The organism is Corallincola holothuriorum (assembly GCF_003336225.1).
Lineage (GTDB): Bacteria > Pseudomonadota > Gammaproteobacteria > Enterobacterales > Neiellaceae > Corallincola > Corallincola holothuriorum.
Genome location: NZ_QPID01000001.1, coordinates 247,577 through 271,081, shown reverse-complemented (window position 1 = coordinate 271,081; position 23,505 = coordinate 247,577). Strand labels below are relative to the sequence as shown.

Annotated in this window: 23 protein-coding genes and 1 tRNA gene; 6 read left to right on the top strand and 18 right to left on the bottom strand. The window is 46.6% G+C overall.

All coding sequences use genetic code 11. From position 1 onward, the window contains the following. Positions 1-65: 65 nt before the first annotated feature. The 9 genes from DU002_RS01265 to pheS form a co-directional block, all read right to left on the bottom strand. Positions 66-803, bottom strand: a complete 738-nt coding sequence (locus DU002_RS01265) for a DUF1365 domain-containing protein (RefSeq protein ID WP_114336537.1) — start codon at positions 801-803, stop codon at positions 66-68. Next, positions 800-2,047 (bottom strand): NAD(P)/FAD-dependent oxidoreductase, encoded by a 1,248-nt coding sequence (locus DU002_RS01260; RefSeq protein ID WP_114336536.1) that lies wholly within the window; start codon positions 2,045-2,047, stop codon positions 800-802. The genes DU002_RS01265 and DU002_RS01260 overlap by 4 nt, the downstream gene beginning before the upstream one ends. After that, positions 2,044-2,772 (bottom strand): SDR family NAD(P)-dependent oxidoreductase, encoded by a 729-nt coding sequence (locus DU002_RS01255; protein WP_114336535.1) that lies wholly within the window; start codon positions 2,770-2,772, stop codon positions 2,044-2,046. Before DU002_RS01255 ends, DU002_RS01260 begins: the two co-directional genes overlap by 4 nt. Beyond that, the gene (locus DU002_RS01250) at positions 2,769-3,197 is read right to left on the bottom strand and encodes a nuclear transport factor 2 family protein (protein WP_158537925.1); all 429 of its coding nucleotides are present in this window, start codon (positions 3,195-3,197) and stop codon (positions 2,769-2,771) included. The genes DU002_RS01255 and DU002_RS01250 overlap by 4 nt, the downstream gene beginning before the upstream one ends. Beyond that, positions 3,178-4,608 carry a deoxyribodipyrimidine photo-lyase gene (phrB, locus tag DU002_RS01245; RefSeq protein WP_114336533.1) on the bottom strand — a complete coding sequence of 477 codons (1,431 nt, stop codon included), beginning with the start codon at positions 4,606-4,608 and terminating at the stop codon, positions 3,178-3,180. Before phrB ends, DU002_RS01250 begins: the two co-directional genes overlap by 20 nt. 218 nt (positions 4,609-4,826) lie before the next feature. Further along, complete coding sequence (locus DU002_RS01240; RefSeq protein WP_267896987.1) at positions 4,827-5,018, bottom strand: DUF2517 family protein; 192 nt, start codon at positions 5,016-5,018, stop codon at positions 4,827-4,829. Between the two features lie 227 nt (positions 5,019-5,245). After that, entirely contained in the window at positions 5,246-5,545 is a 300-nt protein-coding gene (ihfA, locus tag DU002_RS01235) for an integration host factor subunit alpha (RefSeq protein ID WP_114336531.1), read from the bottom strand. 2 nt (positions 5,546-5,547) lie between these two features. Next, positions 5,548-7,929, bottom strand: coding sequence for a phenylalanine--tRNA ligase subunit beta (gene pheT, locus DU002_RS01230; RefSeq protein ID WP_114336530.1), 2,382 nt, complete (start codon positions 7,927-7,929; stop codon positions 5,548-5,550). A 21-nt stretch (positions 7,930-7,950) separates the two neighbouring features. Next, entirely contained in the window at positions 7,951-8,931 is a 981-nt protein-coding gene (pheS, locus tag DU002_RS01225) for a phenylalanine--tRNA ligase subunit alpha (protein ID WP_114336529.1), read from the bottom strand. Positions 8,932-9,172: 241 nt separating this feature from the next. Here pheS and DU002_RS01220 point away from each other — a divergent pair. Further along, positions 9,173-9,249 (top strand) — tRNA-Val (locus tag DU002_RS01220). 249 nt (positions 9,250-9,498) lie between these two features. Next, positions 9,499-10,020, top strand: a complete 522-nt coding sequence (locus DU002_RS01215) for a hypothetical protein (protein ID WP_130565649.1) — start codon at positions 9,499-9,501, stop codon at positions 10,018-10,020. Here the strand turns inward: DU002_RS01215 and DU002_RS01210 are convergent. Beyond that, complete coding sequence (locus tag DU002_RS01210; protein ID WP_114336527.1) at positions 10,010-11,740, bottom strand: glycoside hydrolase family 36 protein; 1,731 nt, start codon at positions 11,738-11,740, stop codon at positions 10,010-10,012. The two genes, DU002_RS01215 and DU002_RS01210, sit on opposite strands and share 11 nt — an antisense overlap. Positions 11,741-11,998: 258 nt before the next feature. Here DU002_RS01210 and DU002_RS01205 point away from each other — a divergent pair, with 258 nt between their 5' ends. Together DU002_RS01205 and DU002_RS01200 are read left to right on the top strand one after the other, a co-directional pair. Then, on the top strand, positions 11,999-12,727 hold the full coding sequence (locus tag DU002_RS01205) for a type 2 periplasmic-binding domain-containing protein (RefSeq protein ID WP_130565651.1): 729 nt from the start codon (positions 11,999-12,001) through the stop codon (positions 12,725-12,727). Between the two features lie 44 nt (positions 12,728-12,771). Continuing rightward, entirely contained in the window at positions 12,772-13,527 is a 756-nt protein-coding gene (locus tag DU002_RS01200) for an ElyC/SanA/YdcF family protein (protein ID WP_114336525.1), read from the top strand. A gap of 11 nt (positions 13,528-13,538) precedes the next feature. Here the strand turns inward: DU002_RS01200 and DU002_RS01195 are convergent, their stop codons facing one another. From DU002_RS01195 to DU002_RS01185, 3 genes are read right to left on the bottom strand one after another with little or no spacing between them, the layout of a single operon-like run. Then, entirely contained in the window at positions 13,539-14,282 is a 744-nt protein-coding gene (locus DU002_RS01195) for a Nif3-like dinuclear metal center hexameric protein (protein WP_114336524.1), read from the bottom strand. Between the two features lie 18 nt (positions 14,283-14,300). After that, complete coding sequence (locus DU002_RS01190) at positions 14,301-14,558, bottom strand: YebG family protein (protein ID WP_114336523.1); 258 nt, start codon at positions 14,556-14,558, stop codon at positions 14,301-14,303. Positions 14,559-14,617: 59 nt separating this feature from the next. Further along, positions 14,618-15,847 carry a nucleoside recognition domain-containing protein gene (locus tag DU002_RS01185; RefSeq protein WP_114336522.1) on the bottom strand — a complete coding sequence of 410 codons (1,230 nt, stop codon included), beginning with the start codon at positions 15,845-15,847 and terminating at the stop codon, positions 14,618-14,620. Between the two features lie 86 nt (positions 15,848-15,933). Between DU002_RS01185 and rsmF the strand changes: the two genes are divergently transcribed. After that, a complete protein-coding gene (gene rsmF, locus DU002_RS01180) occupies positions 15,934-17,361 on the top strand; it encodes a 16S rRNA (cytosine(1407)-C(5))-methyltransferase RsmF (RefSeq protein WP_114336521.1) in 1,428 nt (475 codons plus the stop codon). Between the two features lie 308 nt (positions 17,362-17,669). Beyond that, positions 17,670-19,307 (top strand): hypothetical protein, encoded by a 1,638-nt coding sequence (locus tag DU002_RS01175; protein ID WP_114336520.1) that lies wholly within the window; start codon positions 17,670-17,672, stop codon positions 19,305-19,307. Between the two features lie 39 nt (positions 19,308-19,346). Here the strand turns inward: DU002_RS01175 and DU002_RS01170 are convergent, their stop codons facing one another. From DU002_RS01170 to thrS, 5 genes are all read right to left on the bottom strand, one after another. Beyond that, positions 19,347-20,126 (bottom strand): TatD family hydrolase, encoded by a 780-nt coding sequence (locus DU002_RS01170; RefSeq protein ID WP_114336519.1) that lies wholly within the window; start codon positions 20,124-20,126, stop codon positions 19,347-19,349. A gap of 68 nt (positions 20,127-20,194) precedes the next feature. Beyond that, complete coding sequence (rplT, locus tag DU002_RS01165) at positions 20,195-20,548, bottom strand: 50S ribosomal protein L20 (RefSeq protein ID WP_114336518.1); 354 nt, start codon at positions 20,546-20,548, stop codon at positions 20,195-20,197. Positions 20,549-20,562: 14 nt separating this feature from the next. Beyond that, positions 20,563-20,760, bottom strand: coding sequence for a 50S ribosomal protein L35 (rpmI, locus tag DU002_RS01160; RefSeq protein WP_114336517.1), 198 nt, complete (start codon positions 20,758-20,760; stop codon positions 20,563-20,565). Positions 20,761-20,830: 70 nt separating this feature from the next. Continuing rightward, positions 20,831-21,388 (bottom strand): translation initiation factor IF-3, encoded by a 558-nt coding sequence (gene infC / locus DU002_RS01155; protein WP_407642894.1) that lies wholly within the window; start codon positions 21,386-21,388, stop codon positions 20,831-20,833. Then, complete coding sequence (gene thrS / locus DU002_RS01150) at positions 21,385-23,313, bottom strand: threonine--tRNA ligase (protein ID WP_114336515.1); 1,929 nt, start codon at positions 23,311-23,313, stop codon at positions 21,385-21,387. Before thrS ends, infC begins: the two co-directional genes overlap by 4 nt. Positions 23,314-23,505 lie beyond the last annotated feature (192 nt).

The window sequence follows — 23,505 nt, the reverse complement described above, 5'->3', positions numbered from 1 at the left end:
TGAAGGTTTCGCAGTGTCTGTGCCTTGATAGAGTTTGTCTGTTAGTAAGCGTTTTTCCCGTGTCATCAATGCACCTCTTTTCCAGATGGGTGACCTATAAAAGGCACACCTTTAAGCCAAATCTTCAATGCTTGCCAATAGATAGCAAAGACGATTTTGAACGTTATCAGCGGTATACGTAGGAAGATACGTTTTAGATTAGTTCGGGTTAACGGTTGGTGCTTAAGCTGCATGTTGGCATTAAACATCACTGTGTCACTTTGCAGATTCTTCACCCCAAAACCAAGTGTTGCCGTTGGCTCTGCAATGGCCCACTCGTATCGTTGATCCATCTCCATAAACGGCGATACGTGGAATGCTTTTTCCACTGACGAAGGATTATCTGCGTCAATCAGATATCTATGCCGTTCGTTCCAAGGGGTATTGCTGACCTCAGCTAAGATATAAACGAGCGCTTCACCGCGGTAGCAGTAATACAGATTAATCGGGCTAAAATGAAAACCAAAGTACGCCGGATGGCACAGTGCAAAAACTTTCTCTAGTGTTCCTTCGCCGCCTAACGCATTAACTTCACTTTGCACACGCTGCTTCAGCCGTGACTCTGACCGGTGGGAAAGGTGCCTATCCGCGCAAAATTTCGCCACACTAAACCGACGCTCACCCAACCAAGGCACCAGGGCTGGCCACTTCCCTTCATTATCCAAATCTAGATAAAGCATCATCAGATAGTATCTGAAGCTGTGGCGCTTGGGCGCAAAGCGAGTATGCGCAACCCAACCGTGGTATAACCCCTCACCTATCATAGTGTTTCCCCAAATGCTTCTGCGACCCTTAAAGCACTATTCACACCATCTTCATGGAAACCATTAAACCAGTACGCGCCACAAAAGTGGCTACGCCGCCAACCGCTAATCTGCCCCCACATGGTTTGGGCATTAGCCGCAGCGACCGTATATTGTGGATGAGCATAGGTGAATTTTCTTAGTACCTTGCTGGCGTCGATCTTTGCCGTGGCGTTAAGCGTGACACAGAAGGTTTCGTCCGACTTTATCCCCTGCAAGATATTCATATTGTAGGTGAGCTGCGGTAACTCGGTATCTACGCCATCCATCAGGTAATTCCAACTCGCCCATGCGCGCTTTTCCAGCGGAAGCAATGACTGATCAGTATGTAAAACCACCTCGTTATCAGCATAAGCAAGCGCAGAAAGTATTTCCTGCTCATTCGCGTCGGCATCAGCGAGAAGAGATAGGGCTTCATCTGAATGGCAGCAAAAAACCACCTCATCAAACTGTTGCTCACTGCCGTCAGCAAATCTCACGATGACGGCGGATTCCAAACGCTGCACCGATGAGATTTGCGCATTCAGTTGGATATCACCATCTATTTGCCGAACGAGTGGTTCGACATAGCTGCGCGATCCCCCTCCAACGACATACCATTGGGGACGATCTTTAATATCCAGCAAACCGTGATTTAGGAAGAAACGCAGGAAAAAGGTCAACGGAAATGCTTTCATCCCTTCTATGCTGGTCGACCAAATCGCTGCCCCCATAGGTAGAATGTAATGCTGCTGAAAGAAGTCGCTGAACTGATGCTTAGAAAGGAAATCACCAAGGCAATCATGACCGAAACTGGATTGAGATTGTGCCTTACATAGCTTGTTGAAACGGAGTATCTCGCTAATTAATCGATAAAACTTTGGGCTAAACAGGTTCTTACGTTGAGCAAACAGCGTATTTAGGTCATGGCCGTTATACTCAAGGCCAGACTGCCTATTACTGACGCTGAAGCTCATTTCAGTGGGCTTATACTTAACCCCTAATTGATCAAGCAAACGGATAAAGTTGGGATAAGTACGGTCATTGAATACGATAAAGCCTGTATCTACCGCGTAGCTTTTACCACCCACCTCCACATCAACAGTATGCGTGTGGCCACCAATGTAGTGGTTCTTCTCAAACAGGGTGACATCATGCTTTCGCGAAAGCAGTTTCGCCGTAACTAAGCCTGAAATTCCGGCGCCAATGATAGCTATACGCTTCATACTTTAATTAACCTTTTTTGTACTACTAACTGCCAAGACTCGGGTAGACAGGCGAGCAGTCGCAAAAACCAGATCAGCCGTCTAGGAAAAGTGATTAATGGCTTACGATTAGCGATCCCGCGTTGGATCCGACGACAGGCTTCTTCTACAGGCATTAGGAGCGGCATCGAAAAATCATTCCTACGGGTAAGCGGCGTATCAACAAAGCCTGGCTCAACCAGGCCTACGCTAATATCCATCTTTAGCCAGTCAACACGTAATGAACGAGCAAAATAATTTAGCGCAGCCTTGGTAGCGCCATAAGCTTCTGCACGGGGGAACGGAAACAGACGCGCAGATGACCCGACAATATAGACTTGGGCGTCTGTAACTTCGGCTAAATGCGGGGCTAGCAAAGCCAGTAAATCAACCTGGCTTTGGAAGTTAACCTGCCACATCCGCATAAATAGCGCGGTGTCTAACTTGCCGTCATTAATATATTCGCAACCACCCGCCGCCATAATAACTAACGACGGTAAACCTGTTTCCGCCATCGCTTCAACAGCATCTACTACCTGGTCGCTTTCCAATAGGTCAACACTCTGGGTCCTTATGCTTGCCCCTTCAAGTTGCTTGAGCGCGTCTATATTTCTGCCCCATGCAATAACATCGTGACCAAGCTCTGCGTAATCTAGCGCAAGCTGCCGCCCGATACCCGAGGTAGCGCCTGTTATCAGGATCCTCATGCAGCCAAGCGTCGCTTGAGGAAGTTAACTACACCACCCAATAGCGGCACTTGTTCGTAAAGCATCGTTCCCATATCAAAGAAATCGGTGTGCTGATAAATCCCATTGTCGTTAAACTTAAGGACACTGCAGCCAGGCACGAGAATCTCTTTTCCCTGCTGCAATTTCGGATGAGAAAATGACATCTGCCACTGCAAGAAGCAGACGTTGTCGTTGAAGGCTCTTTCGAAGATCTCAAAGCGACAGTGAGTGAGGTCATTGCATAAACCTGAGAAGTACGCAGTTAAAGCATCTAACCCCTCAACAGTATGAGCGGGATCCTTAAACACAACCTCTTCTGTATAGATTGAATCCAACTGAGCCAAACTATCAACAGTAAGGTTAGTAAACAGCGTTTCGAAACGTTTAAGGTAAGGTTGCATCATTGATTCCTTTATAGAACGCCAGCGCTCGTTGACGGGCCTCCGCATGAATAACCACAGGCATGGGGTAATCTCCTGCCAAAAGGTTTCTACCCTTTTTGTGCGGTTCAAAGATCTCCGGTACGGCTAACGATTTAAGTTCTGGCACCCACTTACGAATGAAACTGCCGTCCGGATCGAAACGTTTTGCCTGCAGAAGTGGGTTGAAGATCCTGAAATAAGGCACAGAATCCGCACCGGTACTTGCCGCCCACTGCCACCCACCGTTATTGGCAGCCAAATCACCATCGACCAACTGCTGCATAAAATACCGCTCTCCCCAGCGCCAATCGATGAGTAAGTGTTTCGTAAGGAAGCTGGCAACCACCATTCTTAGCCGGTTGTGCATCCAACCGGTATGTTTAAGTTGTCGCATCCCTGCATCAACCAACGGATACCCAGTTAATCCATCGCACCACTGTTGAAATAGCTGTGCATCATTGCACCACTGTAGCGAGTCGTAAGCAGGCTTAAATGAACGGTGCATGGATAATCGCGGGTACGCTTCAATCAAATGACGATAAAAGTCTCGCCAGACCAGTTCGCTTAGCCAAACATTTTCGCCCTCGGACAACGCACTGAGATCACCGCTGCCCTGATATAGCAATCTGGCAATACATTGCCTTGCAGAAATAGCACCTATTGCCAAAAACGGACTTAAAGCACTTGTACCGGCAATGGCTGGAACATCCCTATCTGCATGATAATCTTTAACTTTCTCAGCAACAAACTGGCGCAAGGTACCTAATATCTGCTCTTCAGTTACTGTTTGACTATTATTGACGTCAATATTTTCAGGCCAGCTAGACGCTTCATTATGGCTCGACGACAGGGTGTGACACTGCCTCGCCTTAGGTCGAGGCAAACAGCTAACCCCGGCACTACTGAAAAGGCGCAGCCATGCCTTTTTAAATGGCGTAAACACGGAGAATGGCTTGTCCTTCCCTGTTAATACCGACCCTGGAGGCAGTATTGCTCTTGTATCATAAGCGACCGTAGCGACACCTAGCAGTTGCAAGGCAGCTTTAACCTCGCGATCTCTTTTGCCTTCATTAAAGCCGACCTCTTTATTGATAAATAGATGATCTATATCGTTCGCCTGGCAATGGCTGGCAATTAGCTCTGGAATCTCACTATAGGTATCAGCCATCAACACAGTAAGGCCAATATTTAAGGCGGCAAGTTCGGCAGTTAAAGCTTCTATACGACGTCGAATCAATCCGATGCGGCTCGGAGACCAGTGATGACGCAGCCATTGCGTCGGAGAAATAACGTAAATAGCAAAGACCTGGCCTTCATCCTTTTCACAGGCATGAAAGAGTGCGGGGTTATCCAACGTTCTTAAATCGTCTCGGAACCAAACTAATTTCGCCAACTGACTACCCTTATCCGATCAACATCGCCTACAACAGCATATTTGTTTATACAACACAAAAGGTTAACGGCAGAAACGCTGGTTCGGATCAGTCGCGGTAGGCTAATTTTAGGTGATCAGGGTGAGAGAATATTGGTCGGAGCTGAATTTTTGACAAAAAAAAGCGGGAGTAAAGACTCCCGCGCAAAAATTCAATAGAAGCAATTGCTTCTCAAAGGCTAATAAATCTTACGAAAAACACTCTGTGACTGAGTCATCCAAACCGGCTTATCACTGGTTTTGAGCCAGTAGCGATGAAGATAACTAAACAGCTGAGCCCTTTTCGTATTAAACACAAAAGGAAAAGCTATAACGCCTAACACCAATACGAACATGCGACGTGCCACAACTTTAGGGAAGCTATAACGCATATACATGTCTCAATCCGTTGCCTTAGTGTTAAGTTGGTCACACTGTAACTAAAGCAAAGTCAGTTTACAAGAATTATTTAATTATTTGCAGTTGATCACACTTGATGGGCGCCTAATGTAGTTTTGTTACACCAACCACCCCTTTAGAAGTAGTCATCAAAACAGATATACAAAAAAGCCACCCGAAGGTGGCTTTTCTTTAGTACATCAATTTAACTAATTTAAAACTATTCACCACCGTCGATAGCATCTTCAACACGGCTTTTCAGCTTTTGCCCTGGGCGAAATGTCACCACCCTGCGTGCAGAAATTGGAATATCTTCGCCAGTTTTTGGATTTCGACCAGGTCGCTCATTCTTGTCTCGCAACTCAAAATTGCCAAAACCAGACAGCTTTACCTGTTCTCCACTTTCCAACGCCGAACGGATCTCTTCAAAAAAAGATTCGACCATCTCTTTTGAATCCCGTTTGCTCAAACCAATCTTTTCAAACAAGTGTTCAGCGATGTCAGCTTTGGTCAACGCCATTATCAGTCCCTCAAACAAGCACCATATTCTGAGGACAGGGTGTCCACGACGCGTTGCACGATGGCAGCCATCTCGTTTTCCTCTAACGTCCGCTCGTTATCTTGTAAGCGCAACGCTAAAGCGAGACTTTTGTGTCCGTCTGGAATACCTTTGCCCCTGTATACATCGAACAAGTCTATGCCAACTAACTGATTTCCGCCAACTTTCCTTGAGGCATTTATTAAGTCTGCAGCATTTATCTGCTCTTCAACGACAATCGCGATATCTCTGCGATTAGCAGGGAAGCGTGAAACAGGCGCAGCTTCAGGTACTTTTCGCTGCAATACGCTGCTTAATGACAACTCAAACAGGAAAACTTGGCTATCAATACCAAGCTTATCCGCAACTTGCGGGTGCAAAGCACCACACCAACCTACGGCAACATCACCACGATATATCCGAGCAGATTGCCCTGGATGAAGGGCTGGATTCACTTCCTTTTTGAAACTAAATGTTTCTGCATCAGAGGTTAGCGACAATAACGCTTCTACTTCACCTTTCAAATCGAAGAAGTCGACATTCGATGACACATCATCCCAATGCTCATCAACCTTGCCCCCGGTAATAGCGCCAGCGATCATCCCTTGCTGATCCGGTAAATTTTCGCCGTTTGGCAAGAAGCGAAGGCCACTTTCAAATATACGAACCCGTGTCTGCTGGCGATTCTGGTTATATTTAACGGCTTGTAAGAGTCCAGACCAGAGGCTAACGCGCATAGCTGACATATCAACCGAGATAGGATGCGGCAATACGATTGCTTCAGCTTCAGGATGCAACACTGCTTGCGCCTTAGGATCAACAAAACTGTATGTAATCGCTTCCTGATAGTCACGACTAACAAGCAGTTTTTTCATCTCAGCTAAAGGCAGCGCAGCTTCCTGGTGCTCGCCCATCACTAAGCTTCCCGCTGGGGCAATATTAGGTATGTTGTTGTAGCCATAAACACGAGCGATCTCTTCGATGAGATCCTCTTCGATAGCAATATCAAAACGGAAGCTAGGAGCAACCGCTGACCAGCCACCATCAATCAGTTCAACTGCCATCCCCAAGCGCTGCAGGATCTCAGTAACTTGCTCATTGGGAATGCTACATCCTAATAATCGAGCCAGACGACTCTGACGCAGCTCAATAGTATTTCGTGTCGGCAAATGAGATGCTTCAGTGCGGTCAATCAAAGGGCCTACCTGCCCCCCACATATTTCGACAACTAGCTCAATCGCTCTCGCCATCGCGCGATATTGCAACTCGGGATCCACACCACGCTCAAATCGATGAGAGGAATCGGTGTGCAAACCATAAGTTCGCGCTTTACCGGTAATAGCTAGCGGGCTAAAAAACGCACACTCTAGTAAAATATCTTGCGTGTCTGCATTCACACCCGTGCGCTCGCCACCGAATATGCCTGCCATTGCGACAGGGCCTGACGCGTCAGCGATAACAAGCGTATCGTCTCGTAGCTCAACACTATTGCCATCAAGCAATGTTAGCGACTCACCCGCTTCAGCCATGCGCACGGTGATCGCGGCGTCTAACTTCGCTAAGTCAAAAGCATGCATCGGCTGGCCAAGCTCTAACAGCACATAATTGGTGATATCGACAATTGGATCGATAGACCGTATGCCACAACGACGTAGTTTTTCAACCATCCACAAAGGCGTCGATGCAGTGACATCGACACTCTTTATAACCTGACCCAAATAGCGTGGACATGCTTCTGTTGCCGACACTGAAATAGGGAAAACATCAGTGATGCTGGTTTCAACCGAATTACTGACTGGGCCCTGCACATCGATTTGGTTCAGAACACCTACTTCCCGTGCCAGACCAGTAATGCTCAGGCAATCAGCACGGTTGGTCGTCAAGTCGACGTCAATGACAGAGTCATCCAGTTGCAGGTAATCACGCACAGACTGGCCGACAGGCGCATCAAGAGGAAGTTCAAGAATACCGTCGGCACTCTCTGCCATGCCCAGCTCTTCTTCACTACAAAGCATGCCAAACGATGGCTGGCCGCGGAGTTTCGCTTTCTTGATTTTGAAATTACCTGGCAATACCGCACCCACGGTGGCAACAGCCACTTTAAGGCCTTGGCGGCAATTCGCGGCGCCACATACGATATCCAGTAACTCCTCGTCACCCACATCAATTTTGGTAACCTGCAACTTGTCCGCTTCAGGGTGTTTAGCGCAACTGACCACTTCGCCAATCACGATACCGGTGAACTCACCCGCTACAGGGACAATTTCATCCACTTCTAAGCCGGCCATAGTGATCTGTTCAGCCAGCTCATCACTCGTTGATTTTGGTGATACCCATTCGCGCAACCACTGTTCGCTGAATTTCATTATTCTTGTTCTCCTCGGCTATCAGCTGAACTGCTTAAGAAAGCGCAAATCATTTTCAAAAAATGCGCGAAGGTCATTAACGCCATAGCGCAACATGGTGAGTCGTTCGACTCCCATACCAAAAGCAAAGCCCGTATACTTTTCAGGATCGATACCTACGGAGCGAAGGACGTTAGGATGCACCATGCCGCAACCTAAGACTTCGAGCCAGCCGTTCTTACCCTTTACATCCACTTCTGCAGACGGTTCAGTGAACGGGAAAAAAGAGGGACGGAAACGTACTTCCAGATCCTCTTCAAAAAAGGCGCGAAGAAAATCGTGGAGAATACCTTTTAGCTCAGCAAAACTGACATTTTCATCGACCATCAAACCTTCAACCTGGTGAAACATTGGTGTATGGGTTTGGTCGTAATCGTTGCGGTAAACTCTACCGGGAGAAATAATGCGTAACGGCGGCTTTTCCACTTCCATGGTGCGGATCTGAACCCCAGAAGTTTGCGTCCGCAACATCATGTCAGGGTTAAAATAGAAGGTATCGTGATCCGCTCGCGCAGGGTGATGCTCAGGGATGTTTAATGCATCGAAGTTGTGAAAGCCATCCTCAATCTCTGGGCCTTGCTTAACTTGAAAACCTAACTCACCGAAAAAGCTTTCGATACGAGCAATAGTGCGACTAACAGGGTGTAAGCCACCGGTTGAAGCGCGACGACCAGGCAAGGTGACATCAATCGACTCACTGGCGAGTCGTATATTCAGCTCTTGCTCTTTTAACATCTCGCGGCGAGCATTCATTGCTCCCGTGATCGCTTGTTTTGCTTGGTTGATCGCCTGCCCTGCTTTGGGCTTTTCTTCAGGACTTAGCTTACCCAAGCCTTTCATTAGATCAGTGAATTTACCTTTTTTGCCAAGGTATTCGACACGCAACGTCTCAAGCGTTGCGTTGTCGTCTGCTTTTGAGATCGCTTCTAGCGCCTCAGCAGAAATTGCTTCCAGATTATGCATGGATAGTTACCGAACTATGCGCAGAACGCGCAGATCCCAGTTTATGTCGTTATAAAGGCAGGAATTCTAACTGATCCACACCAATACTGACCAGTTTTAAACAGACTTTATGATCTGCAACATGAGGCTGGCGCATTCCCATCGACTGATAAATCACCAAACAGTTGTCAAAACAAAAAAACTGCTTGCGCAGGAAAATTCATTTGCTACTATACGAGCCGCTTCAAACAGCAGCAGTAAAGCGTCCTTAGCTCAGTTGGTTAGAGCGCTACCTTGACATGGTAGAGGTCGGTGGTTCGAATCCACTAGGACGCACCAAACTCCCCTTGCGCCTCGTTTCAACCAATTTCAGTGTCAAAATATTTTACATAAGCAAAATTTAAATCCCTTTGTTTTTCGTAGCTTACAAATTCACTCGTGATCCCGAGCAATATTTAATCAATTCCCCTTTGATTGATTTGTTAAATTTGTTTACATTTAACACGTCTAAAGTTTATTAATCGGTGTATCTCAGTGGTTAAGCAGTCCCTGACAGGTATCGTAGCGATATTAACAACATGTTGCTCCTTGAGCGCGAACGCGGCGGATGTCGAAATATTCGACGGGTCACGTTTGTTCATTATGTCGGCCTACGATCAGCAAACACCGATGCCTACCTCTAAGCAAGATCCGCTTTCGCTTCCAGCGACAGCTTATGAGCTAATCACTAATACACTGAGTGACGTATACCAGAAGGCAAAATTCGCACCTTCAGCCCAGGAGAGCTACTTCCCAGATTCAAAACTGTATGAAATGGTCGCTCTGCCAATGGTTGCCATTCCCTATCTAGATGATGGCTATCAAGTTGAACTCTTTGGACAGTTTTATGACAAGCAACGAAATGACTTGCTAAACATAGGCGCTGATGACCCGCTCTATCACTACTACGCTGGTGAGCAAACAGGCGTACTGAATAAAGATTTTGCAATCGGCTTTGGCACCAGTTACCTAATCAATAAAGATGTAACGGTTCAAACGATGTTTAGCTCTGGCGCAATTCCTAACCATGGCGACAGTAATGTCGCCGTCGGTATTGATATCAGCTTTTAGTTAATTCAATAACAGCGCCATCGTAGCCGTCGAGAACGACAACAACACAATCACTTTCCAACCTCACTTCTGCGCCCACAATGACGTTGCAGCTTTCTTCACTCTGCAGGGCAATTGATAGTGTCAGCGCTTCTTCGCCACCATTGGTCAATGTGACTAAGCGTCCACCACTACAGTTCGCCACACCAACATGCTGATCAAGACCAACGAACTGCGCTGCACCATAGCCTTGATCAATTAACCGGCTCACTTCTTTTACGAAAGACTTTTGCTCGGTGGTAAGCGCGTTTAATCTATCACCGAGCATCAGAATGCCACCGCTAGCGATGATAGTTGTTAAATGCAGACGATAGTTTGCCTGGTTTGCAACCTGACCGGGTATATCCCTAAATACCAAACAATCAGGATCATTGAGCCACAATGTTCCGTGGCACCAATTACGATAGAAGGTCTCACGCCGTATCTGATTAAAGCGATACCACTGCCGCTCAACATCGTCGGACACACGCATACCGTCGACTAGCCCAACGCTTGGCCACATGGGTGCATTGCAGCCGAGAATAAACGCACCATCGGCAGCTTCATTAATCGCTTGCATGCCCAAACGATAAGCCTCAACGCGTGTCACGTTTTCCCGGCTCAATTTTCCCCCATGAACGGCCCCCCAAAAGTTCGCGTCGAGCTTAAAATAGTCAACCCCCCACGAATTTCTCATTGTACTAACCACATGCTTAAGGTATTGAATAACTTCTGACTGCGTCGCGTCTAACATGTACCACGGCGTACAGCGCCAGCCACCATAAGTCACCTCTTCTGCCGCTAGCGGTTGATCTGTTTCGGGGTGCTTTACAAACCATTCAGGATGTTCTTTAAACAAACGTGATCCGCGTTCGGCAATAAAAGGCGCCAGCCAGATCCCAGCTTTTTTCCCTTGGCCTTTAATCTCTTTTATCAGCGCAGGAACGCCACCGTCAAACTTGTCAGAAGGAGTCAGCCAATCCCCCATAAACGCTTGATAGCCATCATCGATTTGAATGAACTCTAATGCAGGGTATGACTTTAATTCTGCCAAGTTTTCTCGAACGTCATCCGCCGTGACATTTTCGTAGTAGTGATACCATGAGCACCACCCTTGGGGGATCTTCTCTGGAAGCGCTCGGGGATGAGCGACCTGCATCAATTGACCGAATTGCGATAGCAGCTGATCTAAGTATTGCCCCTCAAGGCAGCAAAAGCCTTCTAACTGGATTGTTTCATGGGGCGCAAGAGTCACCCCTTCCAGATCCAGCGTGACCTCGATCCTTCCATGCCGCAAAGAAAAATAGCCAGCGAAGCGATGACAAGAGACAAAGCCAAGCAATATGAGTTGGTTGCCGGAATTGAGAACGCAGAGATTGTAAACGCGTTGTTCTCGATTAGGATCATACAGCCGATAGGCTTTACCATCATCACAACGACCAATATCAACAGGCTTAGCAAGCACTCCGCCGGTTTGCGATAACATTTGAAAGCCTTCACCGTATAAGAGCGCATCATCATTCAGACCATGTTGCCAATCATAAATAACCACTTTGTCTACGGTCTGATAACGGCCAGTCTGATTGGTTAACTCAGCAGTCATTACCCCATCATCAAACGGTCGAAGCAGAAAGAAGTGGTCTGCCGCGTTATTCCCACTAGTAATGGACGAGGAAGATTCGGTAAGTGAGTGCAACGTCATAATATTTCCTGTCGATCCAAATCTAATTTGTGATCATCTAGTCAACTAACTGAGTTCTTTATAACTATATTGGTATAGCAAAATATATCCTAACCTTTTTGTCAGTCATCGAGGCACTATATGAGCCAGTCACGCCTTACAAAAATTTCGATAGTTTTATTAGCTTTTTGCTGTATCAATGCGCATGCAGAAAAGGTAAAGCAAGTAGTTTACTTTCAAGATGATGCACGATTTTCTTATGATATAGAGCTTCTACAGATGGCGCTGGACAATACTGCCGAACAGTATGGACCAGCAAAAGCGGTCGCTTTCAACCAAAAGGTGAATGAAGCTCGAGGTTTGCGCTTGCTCGAGCAAGGAAAGGTTGATGTCGCATTTGTGCCCACAAACAGAGAAAGAGAACTACGGTTTCAATCGGTGAAGTTCCCTGTCCTTGGCGGGCTTCTTGGCTATCGGATCTTATTAATCCATCAAGAGAGCCAAGACAAGTTTAGTAGAGTTGAAAATATCGACCAACTCAGAGACAACATGATCGCTGGCTTTGGTTTGCACTGGGCAGATATGCAAATACTGTATTCAAACCAGATCCCGGTGATCGGCCATCCGGAATATGAAGAACTATTCAATATGGTCGAGCAGCGGCGTGTTGATTATTTCCCCAGAGGCTTGAATGAAGCTTGGCAAGAGATAGAACGGTTTAAGGGGCAACATCCAGGATTGGCAGTGGAGCAACACTTGGCTTTATACTACCCTTTCCCGCGCTATTTTTTCGTCAATAGCAGCGATGACGCTCTTGCAAAACGCCTGCTCGCGGGACTAAAAATAGCCAAAGCCAATGGCTCATTTGAGAAGCATTTTTTTGAAGCCTTTGGTGAGTGGATCCACCTAGCGCAGTTAAAAGATAGAAAAGTTATCCATTTAAATAACCCATTCTTAAGTGACGACACCCCACTGCCAGACTCAAGCTTTTGGATAGATAGAGAGTGAGATGATGTTCAGGGACGAAAATAGGTAATTCGAGAGAATAGTAGATGTTTATAATAAAAAAATTAGCAGCAGCTTGGATCTCTCCTCTGCCCATTATCTTTCTTCTATGTTTAGTCGCGCTAATTATGGCGATTAAATCTGGCAGCCATAGAATAGTCACCAGCCTGCTTGCAATCACCTTGTTGCTGATCGTTTTTACCTCTATTCCCCCTGCCGGTGATTACCAGATCGCGGCGGTTGAAAAAGAGTACCCTGCGGTGCTCTCTCTGCCCGAAGACACTAAGTATATTGTTGTGCTTGGTTGCGGGCACCAAAGCCTACCCATTGATGTTATTTCAGCAAGATTATACGAATGCGCGCTTAAACGAGTAACTGAAGGGCTACGGCATTTCTATCAAAAACCTAACCGTATTATGATATTCACCGGATATGGCGGAGCGGAATATACCGCCAGCGCTATCGTTATGAGGGATGTAGCGATTTCCCTAGGACTTCCGGCCCAGAATGCAGTTGTCTTACCTTCACCGAGGGACACATCAGAAGAAGCTATTGCGACAGCGTCCTTTATTAAACAAGCACCGTTTGCGCTGGTCACTTCGGCCAGCCATTTGCCTAGAGCAGTGAACTTGTTTAAACGCCAGGGACTAGATCCCTACCCGGTCCCCGCTGATATTCGGGGAACCCCTGATAAACCGAGAGATTGGTGGTACTACCGCCCCGATAGTGACCAGATAAGGAAAACTCGCCAAGCCTGGTACGAATATATGGGGCGTTTGTGGGTATGGCTAGGCGGCCACTAAGCCATCACGACTTATGCAGGATTGTCGATATCAACAAAACTAACATCCAGACCGAACTTCTCATTCAAGTGTTCACCTAACGCCTTAATGCCGTAACGCTCTGTCGCGTGATGACCGGCTGCAAAAAAATCAATACCTAGCTCTCGCGAAAGAAGAACAGTACGTTCAGAAACTTCACCGGAAATAAACGCATCACACCCCAAATCGGCGGCTTGCTCAATAAAGTCTTGACCGCCACCAGTGCACCACGCCACGCTCTTAATCTCATCAACCACAGCACTATGCAACGGTGCTCGGTTAAGCGTTTGGCTAAGCCGCTCTGCTAGCTCAACACTTTTGATTGGCGGCGAAAATGCGCCTGTAGCGAGAACGCTTGTCGGATCAGAACTCTCTGTTTGAGCGATACCAAGCAGCTTTGCGAGTTGCGCATTGTTGCCAACAACAGGATGGGCATCGAGCGGTAGATGGTAAGCCACTAGATTAATGTTGTTCTGGATTAACTTTCTAATGCGATTCGCTTTGATCCCAACAATTTCTGGAGATTCGCCCTTCCAAAAATAGCCGTGATGTACCAGTAAGGTATCTGCTTTTAAGGCTATCGCTTTATCAATCAAGGCGGCGCTGGCTGTTACCCCGGTAACAACATTTTGCACGACAAGTGAACCTTCAACCTGCAAGCCGTTAGGACAATAATCTCTAAATTGATCGACAACCAGAAAGTCATCCAAATATCGTATCAGTGTCTTTCTATCCATTGCAGTACTCATTACCACCTACTTTTTTGACTCAGGGGCACTGGGCAATTTACCGCTCTTAAGTAATTGCACAACCGTGTCTTTGTTCATCGCCAAATAATGGCCAACAGCATCACAAAGGTCATCTCCAAGCCCTAATTCACTTTCATTCAAGTACGATGACATTGCATCAGCGATATCAAGCAAACGATCATAAGCATCGGCTTCCTTCTTGCTGGTAAACGTCATCTTTTCCTCACCATTTCTTACTACGACATATTTTACTACGACAGCCATAACTTGACCCTTAACTGTTTTTTTATACAGTACTATCTTTGCTTACTGATTAGCAAGCATTAACCAAACATCCAATAACAAACACCAATAGCTGCCGTCATACCCGCAAAGTCTGCAATCAATCCACAAGTCACGGCATGCCGAACACGCTGAATACCGACCGCGCCGAAGTACACGGCAAGTACGTAAAAAGTTGTCTCAGTAGAGCCCTGCATGACAGAGCTGAGACGACCGACAAAGCTATCCGCCCCATGGGTATCCATAGATTCGATCATTAACGCTCTGGCGCCGCTACCCGAAAATGGTTTAAGTAGACCCGTCGGTAATGCATCAACAAATCGCGTATCGATAGCAAACCAAGAGAGGAGATAACGAATGCCATCGATCAAACTATCTAACGCACCGGATGACCTTAGCACGCTAATCGCACAAAGCATGGCGACCAAGTAAGGGACTATCTTAAATGCTTGCTCAATCCCCTCTTTCGCCCCCTCTACAAAGGTTTCATACACATTGACCTTCTTGTACCAAGCGGTCGAGAGCAGCGCACAGATAACACCAAGCAAGGTAAAGTTGGCAATAAACGCTGAGCCATTAGCCATTGCATTCGCCGACAACGACATCAGATATAGAAGAGGCGCACCCAGCAAAAGCAGCAATGCCGCAGCGTAGGTAATAATGACTGTATTAAACAAATTGATTTTCTGCACAACAGCCACTGCGATTAATCCAGACAGGGTCGATGCAGCAGTGGCTAAGAGTATAGGGATAAACACATCGGTAGGGACTGCAGCGCCCATCTGTGCCCGATAGAGAAACACGGTAACGGGGAATATGGTGACAGAGGAGGTATTCAATACTAAGAACAGTATTTGCGCGTTAGATGCCACTTTTTTGTTCGGGTTTAGTTCATGCAGCTGCTGCATCGCTTTAATGCCCAATGGCGTTGCCGCATTATCTAAACCGAGCATATTTGCTGCCAGGTTCATCGTGACACCGCCAATCGCAGGGTCGCCCCTTGGAACCTCCGGCATCAATTTTTCAAATAAGGGGGCTAGCAGCCGCGACAAACCGCGGATAACTCCGCTAGCTTCCGCCACCTTCATTAAACCCAACCAGAAACAGAGCAAGCCCGCTAAGCCGATACCGATGGTCATCGACAAACTCGCAGCATCAAATAGGGCCTGGATCACGCGTGAGAACACCTGGCTATCATTCTTTATGAGCCACTGCCCTATCGCCGACACAGCACCGATAAGAAACATGGCCAGCCAAAAAAAATTCAACATATCCTATTTCTCACCATCGATTTCAAGCTGCCCTCATCTGCCTATGGTATGATCTTGTTTAAGCTTAAAAAGAATGACATATCCCAGTGAAGACGCCTACGACTCTGCCCACAGATTTCCTTGAAAAAGTTAAAGAAATACTTCCGCCGGAAGAAATGAAAGCCTTTCTGGAAGCAACTTTAAGGCCGTTGCGAAAAAGTGTCCGCTTTAATCGCCTAAAAACCAATCACGATGATGACCAATGCATTGCAGACCGGCATGCTTGGACAATGAAGTCGATCCCTTGGTGCCGGGATGGCTATTGGATCGATCACGACAACGAAGCGCCACTCGGCAATGTTGCTGAGCATATGAATGGGCAATTCTACATTCAGGAAGCCAGCTCGATGCTGCCACCAATGGCGTTAGCTTATGCGGTCGGCGAACGCCCATTCGAACAAGTACTGGATATGGCAGCCGCCCCCGGCTCAAAGACAACACAACTTGCCGCGATCATGAGCAATAAAGGCGTACTTGTTGCCAATGAGTATTCAGGTAGCCGGATCAAAGGCCTATATTCCAACCTCGTCCGTTGTGGCGTTAAAAACGGCGCGCTGACCCATTATGACGGCCGCGTATTTGGCGAGTATTTGCCGCAAATGTTTGATGCCATCTTGCTCGACGCCCCCTGCTCTGGTGAAGGCACCATTCGCAAGGATCCCGATGCTTTTAAGAATTGGTCAGAAGAGTCCGTTGTAGAGCTAAGTGATACTCAAAAAGCATTGATGGAGAGTGCCTTTAAGGCACTAAAACCTGGTGGCACGCTGATCTACTCTACCTGCACCCTTAATCATCAGGAAAATCAGCAGGTATGCGAGCATCTACTTAATACCTATCGCGATGCAATAGACGTTATCCCACTAAATGAACTTTTCGATGGCGCCGAAATAGCTGCGACCCCAGAAGGCTATTTACATATCTGGCCACACCATTACGACAGCGAGGGCTTTTTCGTTTCAGCTTTCCGCAAACATGGAGAATGCCCGAAAAAACTATTAGCCCCCAGAGAGATGCCGGCAAAATTTCCATTCCACCGCCCCAGTCGTAAACAGCAGGCAGAAATTCAAACGGAGATCACAGCCCAATATGAATGCAGCCTAGATGGGCATAGCCTTTGGCAGCGAGACAGAGAGATATGGCTGTTTCCCGATGCTCTGTTACCAATGATCCCTAAAATGAAGTTTGACCGACTCGGTATTAAGGTGGGTGAACAACATAGAAAGGAATTACGTATCTCCCATGAATTTGCTATAGCGTTTGGCTCAACAGCGATAAATAAACATGAATTATCGCCGCCCGAAGCGGAAGCCTATTTTATGGGCAAGGATATAGAAAATCGTTCACAAGCAAAACGGGGCGATATCATCTGTACCTATCGCGGCACACCGATCGGTTTAGCCAGGGTGACGGGATCACGCTTAAAGAACAAGCTGCCAAGAGAGTTGGTACGTGACCAGGGTCTGACTTTTAAGTAATGCGCTGAAGTGAAAATTTGGGTGCATTAAATATCTATGTCTACACTTGAAGCTAGCTAAAGCAACAAAGTAACGAGTTTGACCAAGTTCTTTTGTGTTTTTTTAGTTAGCGCACGGCTCTTCCATAGAGCCATTCCCCTAGGCTCGGGACCCGGAATAGTCCCGAGCATTTTTTCTGCCCACAACATCACAATTTTTTTCTATCTTTAACAGTAACATGAAACCTGTTTAGCCAACTCTCGATAACAGGTTGTTAATGTAAGAGAGATAAATGGCAAATTCTTACCAACCGGAACTGATGAACGGCCATGAGTGAGCAAAAAAACGCTGAAAAAGATCCCCAACTAATCTCTTTACTGGAAGTCATGTCCAATGCGCTTAGCCAGTGCAAGCCTGCAACGCTAAACCGTATTAACGAACAAGCGGGTTTTCAACCCGGCACTGTTAGTGACGTAATAGCCAAGTCTCACGTGCTGCTCAGCGATGACAAAACGGTCACTGAGCTTCCGGCCGAACTAAATATTTTAACGGCCAAGTTATGGCAGCAAGCATTGTCCTTAGCCGCCGTAACTAAAGGCTCGGTCAGCACATCGTCAGCGGAAATAGACGCCGCGGTTGCAGATATTGACGATATCACTGAATTACGGAAGCAGTTTCAAGCCCTGAGTAAGCACAGCGCTTCTCTGGAAACGCAACTGAAGAGTAAAGTCAGTTCTGAGCAGTTACTGCAGAAAAACCTTGGCAAGGCTCGTATCGAGATCGCCACATTAAAGTCGTCTCAGTTAAACACTAAAATGCTCAGAGAAAGTGCAGAAAAAGAAAAACTACACGCAGATCAGTACCATAAGCAGTTTGAAGCGGCAAAAACAGAGATCTATCACCTTTGTAAACAGTTAGAGCAACAGAAAAAGTCTCATCAATCTGAAGCAAAAGTAGATCAGGATCGGATCGCACAATTAGAGCAAGAGCTTTCGGAAGTTAGCACAGACGTTGACAGTAAGAGTGGCCTGCAAGATGCAGAACTGGCGACATTAAAATCTGAAATAGAAAAAGCGAATGACCAAATCGCATCGCTAGAGCAATCCTTAGAGACGGAAAAGGCACAAAATAGCGTCTTGGAAAAACAGTTAAGCAGCAAACACTCAACCGAAGAAAAGAGCTTAATAGAGAAAGCTTCACTGAAAGAAAAAACTGCTCATCTGGAAGAGCAAATCAGTTCGTTGAGCGCAGCACTAGAAGCGAAAGAAACATCTCTGGCGGAATATAAAGAGCGAATAGAAGCTGAAGCAACTAAGTCAGCGCAGATAGAAGCGTCACTCCGCAGTCATGAAAGCACGATAGAACAACAGCGTTGTTCACTGGAAACAACAGAAAGCGAACTAATAGAACTCAAGCAAAGTAATCAATCTCTTGCAGAGGCAAATAGCAGTTTGGATGCTTTGAAAAAAGAGCTACTGACACTCAAAAACTGTCAGCAGGAGAACAATGAACTCAGCTCTAAGTTGCAAGCAATGCAACAAGCCGTGGAAAAACATAGCTCGGCCTATGAGAAAGCAAAACAAGAGGTCGCTGGGTATAAAGATTCTACTGCCGAGTTACAGAAAAAATTGGCCGCGACACAACAACAAGTCGATAAGTTAGTCACTGACAAAGAGAGCATAGAAAGCAAGTTCAATAGTGACATTGAAGAGTTTGAGGATGAGCGTAAACAGTTAAGTGCCAAGCTACGCGATTATCACGCTTTGAATTCAGAACGCAGCGAGTTGCTAGAGCAGCTATCTAAGGCTGAAGAGCGCTTTGCTAACGCAATGGGGGCGAAAGAAAATGCAGTGAGGGAACGCGATCGTATCATGACAGATATAGAAGTATTAGCGATGAAACTGCAAGAGGGGAATGACCGGGAGTTACTCGAGTCGTTACTAAAGAAATACGAAGAAGAAGCCTAAGCCTGACATAGGGGGAGTTTAACTCCCCCACTACGCTAATCAGCCTCTATTAATTTGACTAAATAAGCGATAGAAATTATCAGTTGTGGCACTGGCCAATTGTTGGAACGAGACCCCCTTGAGGTCTGCAACAAATTCCGCCACATCACGCACATAAGCAGGTTGATTCTGTCGACCTCGATGTGGCACTGGCGCCAGATATGGAGAGTCCGTTTCAACTAACAAGCGTTCCAAAGGCACCTGTTTCACCACATCCCTTAACGCCGACGCATTTCTAAATGTCACGATCCCCGAAATAGAGATATAGAATCCCATATCCAAGGCAGCTTTCGCCATTTCCCAGCTTTCGGTGAAGCAGTGCAATACACCGCCAACTTGTTCAGCGTCACCGGCTCGCATGATGGCTAAAGTATCTTCTTTTGCATCTCGGGTATGAATAATCACCGGCTTCTTAAGCGTATTGGCAACCTCAAGATGCCCAGCAAACGCTAATTTCTGCTTCTCTTTTGACTCTGCAGCGTAGAAATAATCTAGCCCTGTCTCACCAATGGCAACCACGGCTGGATCTGACGCTAGCTCTAGCAACTTGCTTTGCTGCCAAATAGAGTCCTGATCTAACGGATGAACCCCGCAGGAAACAGATACTTCTGGAAAACCGGTAACTTGACGCAGCATTTCAGGAAATGTTTCTAGCGTAATGCCAACACACAGCATGTGTTCCACACTCTGTGCTTTTGCCGCACTTATCACTTTTGCCAAATCGCCATCGAACTCATCAAGCTTAAGCTTATCGAGATGGCAGTGGGAATCTACGAGCATCTTTTCTCCAGACACAAAAAACGGGAAGTGAAAACACTTCCCGTTTATTCATAAAGCTTTCTCTGAAATTACAGAGCCGCTTTTGCCTTTTCTACCAGTACCGCGAAACCGGACTGATCGAATACAGCGATGTCTGCCAGGATCTTACGATCGATCTCGATAGATGCTTTCTTCAGACCGTTAATGAAACGGCTGTATGAAAGACCATTCTGACGAGCGGCCGCGTTAATACGCGCGATCCACAGCTGACGGAACTGACGTTTACGCTGACGACGGTCACGGTATGCATATTGACCTGCTTTGGTTATCGCCTGAAAGGCTACGCGGTAAACACGTGAACGTGCACCATAATAACCTTTAGCCTGATCCAATACCTTCTTGTGACGCGCGCGCGCTACAACACCACGTTTTACTCGTGCCATAGTTCAGTCTCCCCTTACGCGTATGGCAGCATACGCTGCACTGATCTAGTATCACATTTCTCAACCAAGTGCATAGCGCGAAGCTGACGCTTACGCTTAGTACTCTTCTTGGTCAAGATATGACGCAGGTGAGACTGTTTATGTTTAAAACGGCCGGAGCCAGTTTTTTTGAAGCGCTTTGCAGCACCTCGGTTACTTTTCATCTTTGGCATTTTGCCACTCCGCATTGAGCGTTAATACATAGCAAAACAGGCGGACCTCTCGATCACTTGTAGGCCTGAGTTACTTCTTAATTGGCGCGAGTACCATTACCATTTGGCGACCTTCCACTCGATGAGGGAATGACTCCACTTGGCAAATCTCAACCAGGTCTTCTTTAATTCGGTTCAATAACTTGATACCGAGCTCCTGGTGGGCCATTTCACGACCACGAAAACGTAGTGTGACTTTGGCCTTGTCTCCCGCCTCAAGAAAACGAACCAGGTTGCGCAGTTTTACCTGGTAATCGCCTTCATCTGTGCCAGGTCGGAACTTAACTTCCTTAACCTGAATCTGTTTGGTTTTCTTACGCTGCTCTTTTTGTTCCTTGCTCTTCTCGTAGAGGAACTTACCGTAATCCATCACTCGACATACCGGCGGCTCTGCGTTTGGACTGATTTCCACCAAGTCCATGCCTGCGGCAGTTGAAGCTTCTAACGCTTCAGTGATAGTAACAACACCAAGAGGCTCACCTTCTACGCCTACGAGGCGTACTTCTGACAGAGTGATCTCTTCGTTCAAACGGTTTGCGGGCTTCTGTTGCAGCGGCCCTCTTCTTCCACCTTTGCCTTTAATGGCTATTCCTCCACGATATCTAATCTTTTCTCAGAAACGCTGGCCTTCAGCAGGTTGATGAAATCATCAATTGGCATCACTCCGAGATCTTTACCTCTGCGAGTTCTAACAGCCACTTGACCAGATTCCACCTCTTTGTCCCCTGCTACTAATAAATAAGGAACGCGTTTTAGAGTATGCTCGCGGATTTTAAAGCCTATCTTCTCGTTTCTCAAGTCCGCATTTGCTCTAAAACCTTCAGATCTCAACTTTTTAACCACTTCATCGCAATAATCGCCCTGTTTATCAGTAATATTCATGACGACTGCTTGTGTTGGTGCCAACCAATCAGGGAAATAACCCGCGTAGTTTTCTGTCAAGATACCAATAAAGCGCTCAAGCGACCCCAAAATGGCACGGTGGATCATCACAGGTTCATGACGTTCACCATCTTCACCGATATAAGATGCACCAAGACGTCCGGGCATAGAAAAATCGAGCTGGATGGTGCCACATTGCCAAGCGCGACCAAGACAGTCATACAAGGTAAATTCAATTTTCGGGCCATAGAAGGCGCCCTCGCCTGGCTGAATTTGATATTGAAGATCATTTGCCGCCAAGGCATCAGCCAAAGCTTGCTCTGACTTATCCCAAACCTCATCAGATCCAACACGTTGCTCAGGACGCGTAGACAATTTGACATCAATCTCATCGAAACCGAACGTTTTGTATGTATCAAACACCATCTCGATACACGCCGACACTTCTTGCTGAACTTGGTCTTCAGTACAAAATACGTGAGCATCATCCTGAGTGAATGAGCGAACACGCATCAAACCATGTAATGATCCAGACGGCTCATTACGGTGCACCAATCCAAACTCGGCCATGCGATATGGCAGATCACGATACGACTTCAAACCTTGATTAAAGATCTGTAAGTGACCAGGACAGTTCATCGGTTTCACCGCATAATCGCGCTTTTCCGATTCGGTAGAGAAAATCATGTCACCATACTTATCCCAGTGACCTGACTTTTCCCACAACGTTACGTCCAGAATCAATGGCGCACGGATTTCTTCATAACCAAACTTCACCAGCTGGCCACGCATGAAATCTTCAAGATTTTTGAAAATGGTCCAGCCACCGGCGTGCCAAAACACCATACCAGGCGCTTCTTCCTGCCAGTGGAACAGATCCAGCGCTTTACCGATCTTACGGTGGTCACGCTTTTCAGCTTCTTCTAAGCGTTTCAAATACGCTTTAAGCGCCTTTTTATCGGCCCACGCCGTGCCATAAACACGCTGCAACATTTTATTGTCACTATTACCGCGCCAATAAGCACCAGCAACTTTTTGAACTTTAAAATGCTGGCAGAACTTCATGTTTGGCACATGAGGTCCACGACACATATCAACATACTCTTCATGATGATAAAGGCCGGGTTGTGAATCTTTTGGCACGTTTTCGTCTAAAATCTCGATTTTGTAACTTTCACCTCGAGCTTCAAACGTATCTCGCGCTTCCTGCCAACTGACGTTTTTCTTCACAACGTCGTAATTAGTTTTTGCCAGCTGTAGCATGCGTTTTTCCAACGCATCCAGATCGTCTTGGCTCAACGCATGGTCAAGATCAACGTCGTAATAAAAGCCATTGTCGATCACCGGCCCGATAGCCATTTTACAATTTGGCCATAACTGCTTAATGGCATGCCCTAATAAGTGCGCACAGGAGTGGCGAATGATCTCAACACCTTCGTCGTCTCGCGCCGTAATAATGCTGACTTCGGCGTCACTACTGATAACATCACAAGCATCCACCAGCTCACCATTAACACGGCCAGCAATGGTCGCCTTAGCTAAACCGGGACCAATATCCGCCGCGAGCTGCATAGTAGTTACGGGCGATTCGAAGACACGTTGACTTCCGTCAGGGAGAGTGATTACAGGCATTGATTAGAATCCTTATTTACAGTGGTGACCCACACCAAGGGCCACATGCAATTAAAAAACAAAAAACATCCCAAATGAGGATGCTTTTTGTGCTTAGACGAGATTGTCTTTAATAGCCGCCCACTATAAGAAAAGAGCGTAGCAAATGCAATTTGAACTATTACCATTTGCTTGGTTCTTAATGGGTTCTAA

Bases quoted from the DNA above. Each gene is read 5' to 3' on its own strand.
- DU002_RS01265 (WP_114336537.1), bottom strand. From the start codon at position 803: ATGATAGGTGAGGGGTTATACCACGGTTGGGTTGCGCATACTCGCTTT.
- DU002_RS01260 (WP_114336536.1), bottom strand. From the start codon at position 2,047: ATGAAGCGTATAGCTATCATTGGCGCCGGAATTTCAGGCTTAGTTACG.
- DU002_RS01255 (WP_114336535.1), bottom strand. From the start codon at position 2,772: ATGAGGATCCTGATAACAGGCGCTACCTCGGGTATCGGGCGGCAGCTT.
- DU002_RS01250 (WP_158537925.1), bottom strand. From the start codon at position 3,197: ATGATGCAACCTTACCTTAAACGTTTCGAAACGCTGTTTACTAACCTT.
- DU002_RS01240 (WP_267896987.1), bottom strand. From the start codon at position 5,018: ATGCGTTATAGCTTCCCTAAAGTTGTGGCACGTCGCATGTTCGTATTG.
- ihfA (WP_114336531.1), bottom strand. From the start codon at position 5,545: ATGGCGTTGACCAAAGCTGACATCGCTGAACACTTGTTTGAAAAGATT.
- pheT (WP_114336530.1), bottom strand. From the start codon at position 7,929: ATGAAATTCAGCGAACAGTGGTTGCGCGAATGGGTATCACCAAAATCA.
- pheS (WP_114336529.1), bottom strand. From the start codon at position 8,931: ATGCATAATCTGGAAGCAATTTCTGCTGAGGCGCTAGAAGCGATCTCA.
- DU002_RS01210 (WP_114336527.1), bottom strand. From the start codon at position 11,740: ATGACGTTGCACTCACTTACCGAATCTTCCTCGTCCATTACTAGTGGG.
- DU002_RS01205 (WP_130565651.1), top strand. From the start codon at position 11,999: ATGGCGCTGGACAATACTGCCGAACAGTATGGACCAGCAAAAGCGGTC.
- DU002_RS01200 (WP_114336525.1), top strand. From the start codon at position 12,772: ATGTTTATAATAAAAAAATTAGCAGCAGCTTGGATCTCTCCTCTGCCC.
- DU002_RS01195 (WP_114336524.1), bottom strand. From the start codon at position 14,282: ATGGATAGAAAGACACTGATACGATATTTGGATGACTTTCTGGTTGTC.
- DU002_RS01190 (WP_114336523.1), bottom strand. From the start codon at position 14,558: ATGGCTGTCGTAGTAAAATATGTCGTAGTAAGAAATGGTGAGGAAAAG.
- DU002_RS01185 (WP_114336522.1), bottom strand. From the start codon at position 15,847: ATGTTGAATTTTTTTTGGCTGGCCATGTTTCTTATCGGTGCTGTGTCG.
- DU002_RS01175 (WP_114336520.1), top strand. From the start codon at position 17,670: ATGAGTGAGCAAAAAAACGCTGAAAAAGATCCCCAACTAATCTCTTTA.
- DU002_RS01170 (WP_114336519.1), bottom strand. From the start codon at position 20,126: ATGCTCGTAGATTCCCACTGCCATCTCGATAAGCTTAAGCTTGATGAG.
- rplT (WP_114336518.1), bottom strand. From the start codon at position 20,548: ATGGCACGAGTAAAACGTGGTGTTGTAGCGCGCGCGCGTCACAAGAAG.
- rpmI (WP_114336517.1), bottom strand. From the start codon at position 20,760: ATGCCAAAGATGAAAAGTAACCGAGGTGCTGCAAAGCGCTTCAAAAAA.
- thrS (WP_114336515.1), bottom strand. From the start codon at position 23,313: ATGCCTGTAATCACTCTCCCTGACGGAAGTCAACGTGTCTTCGAATCG.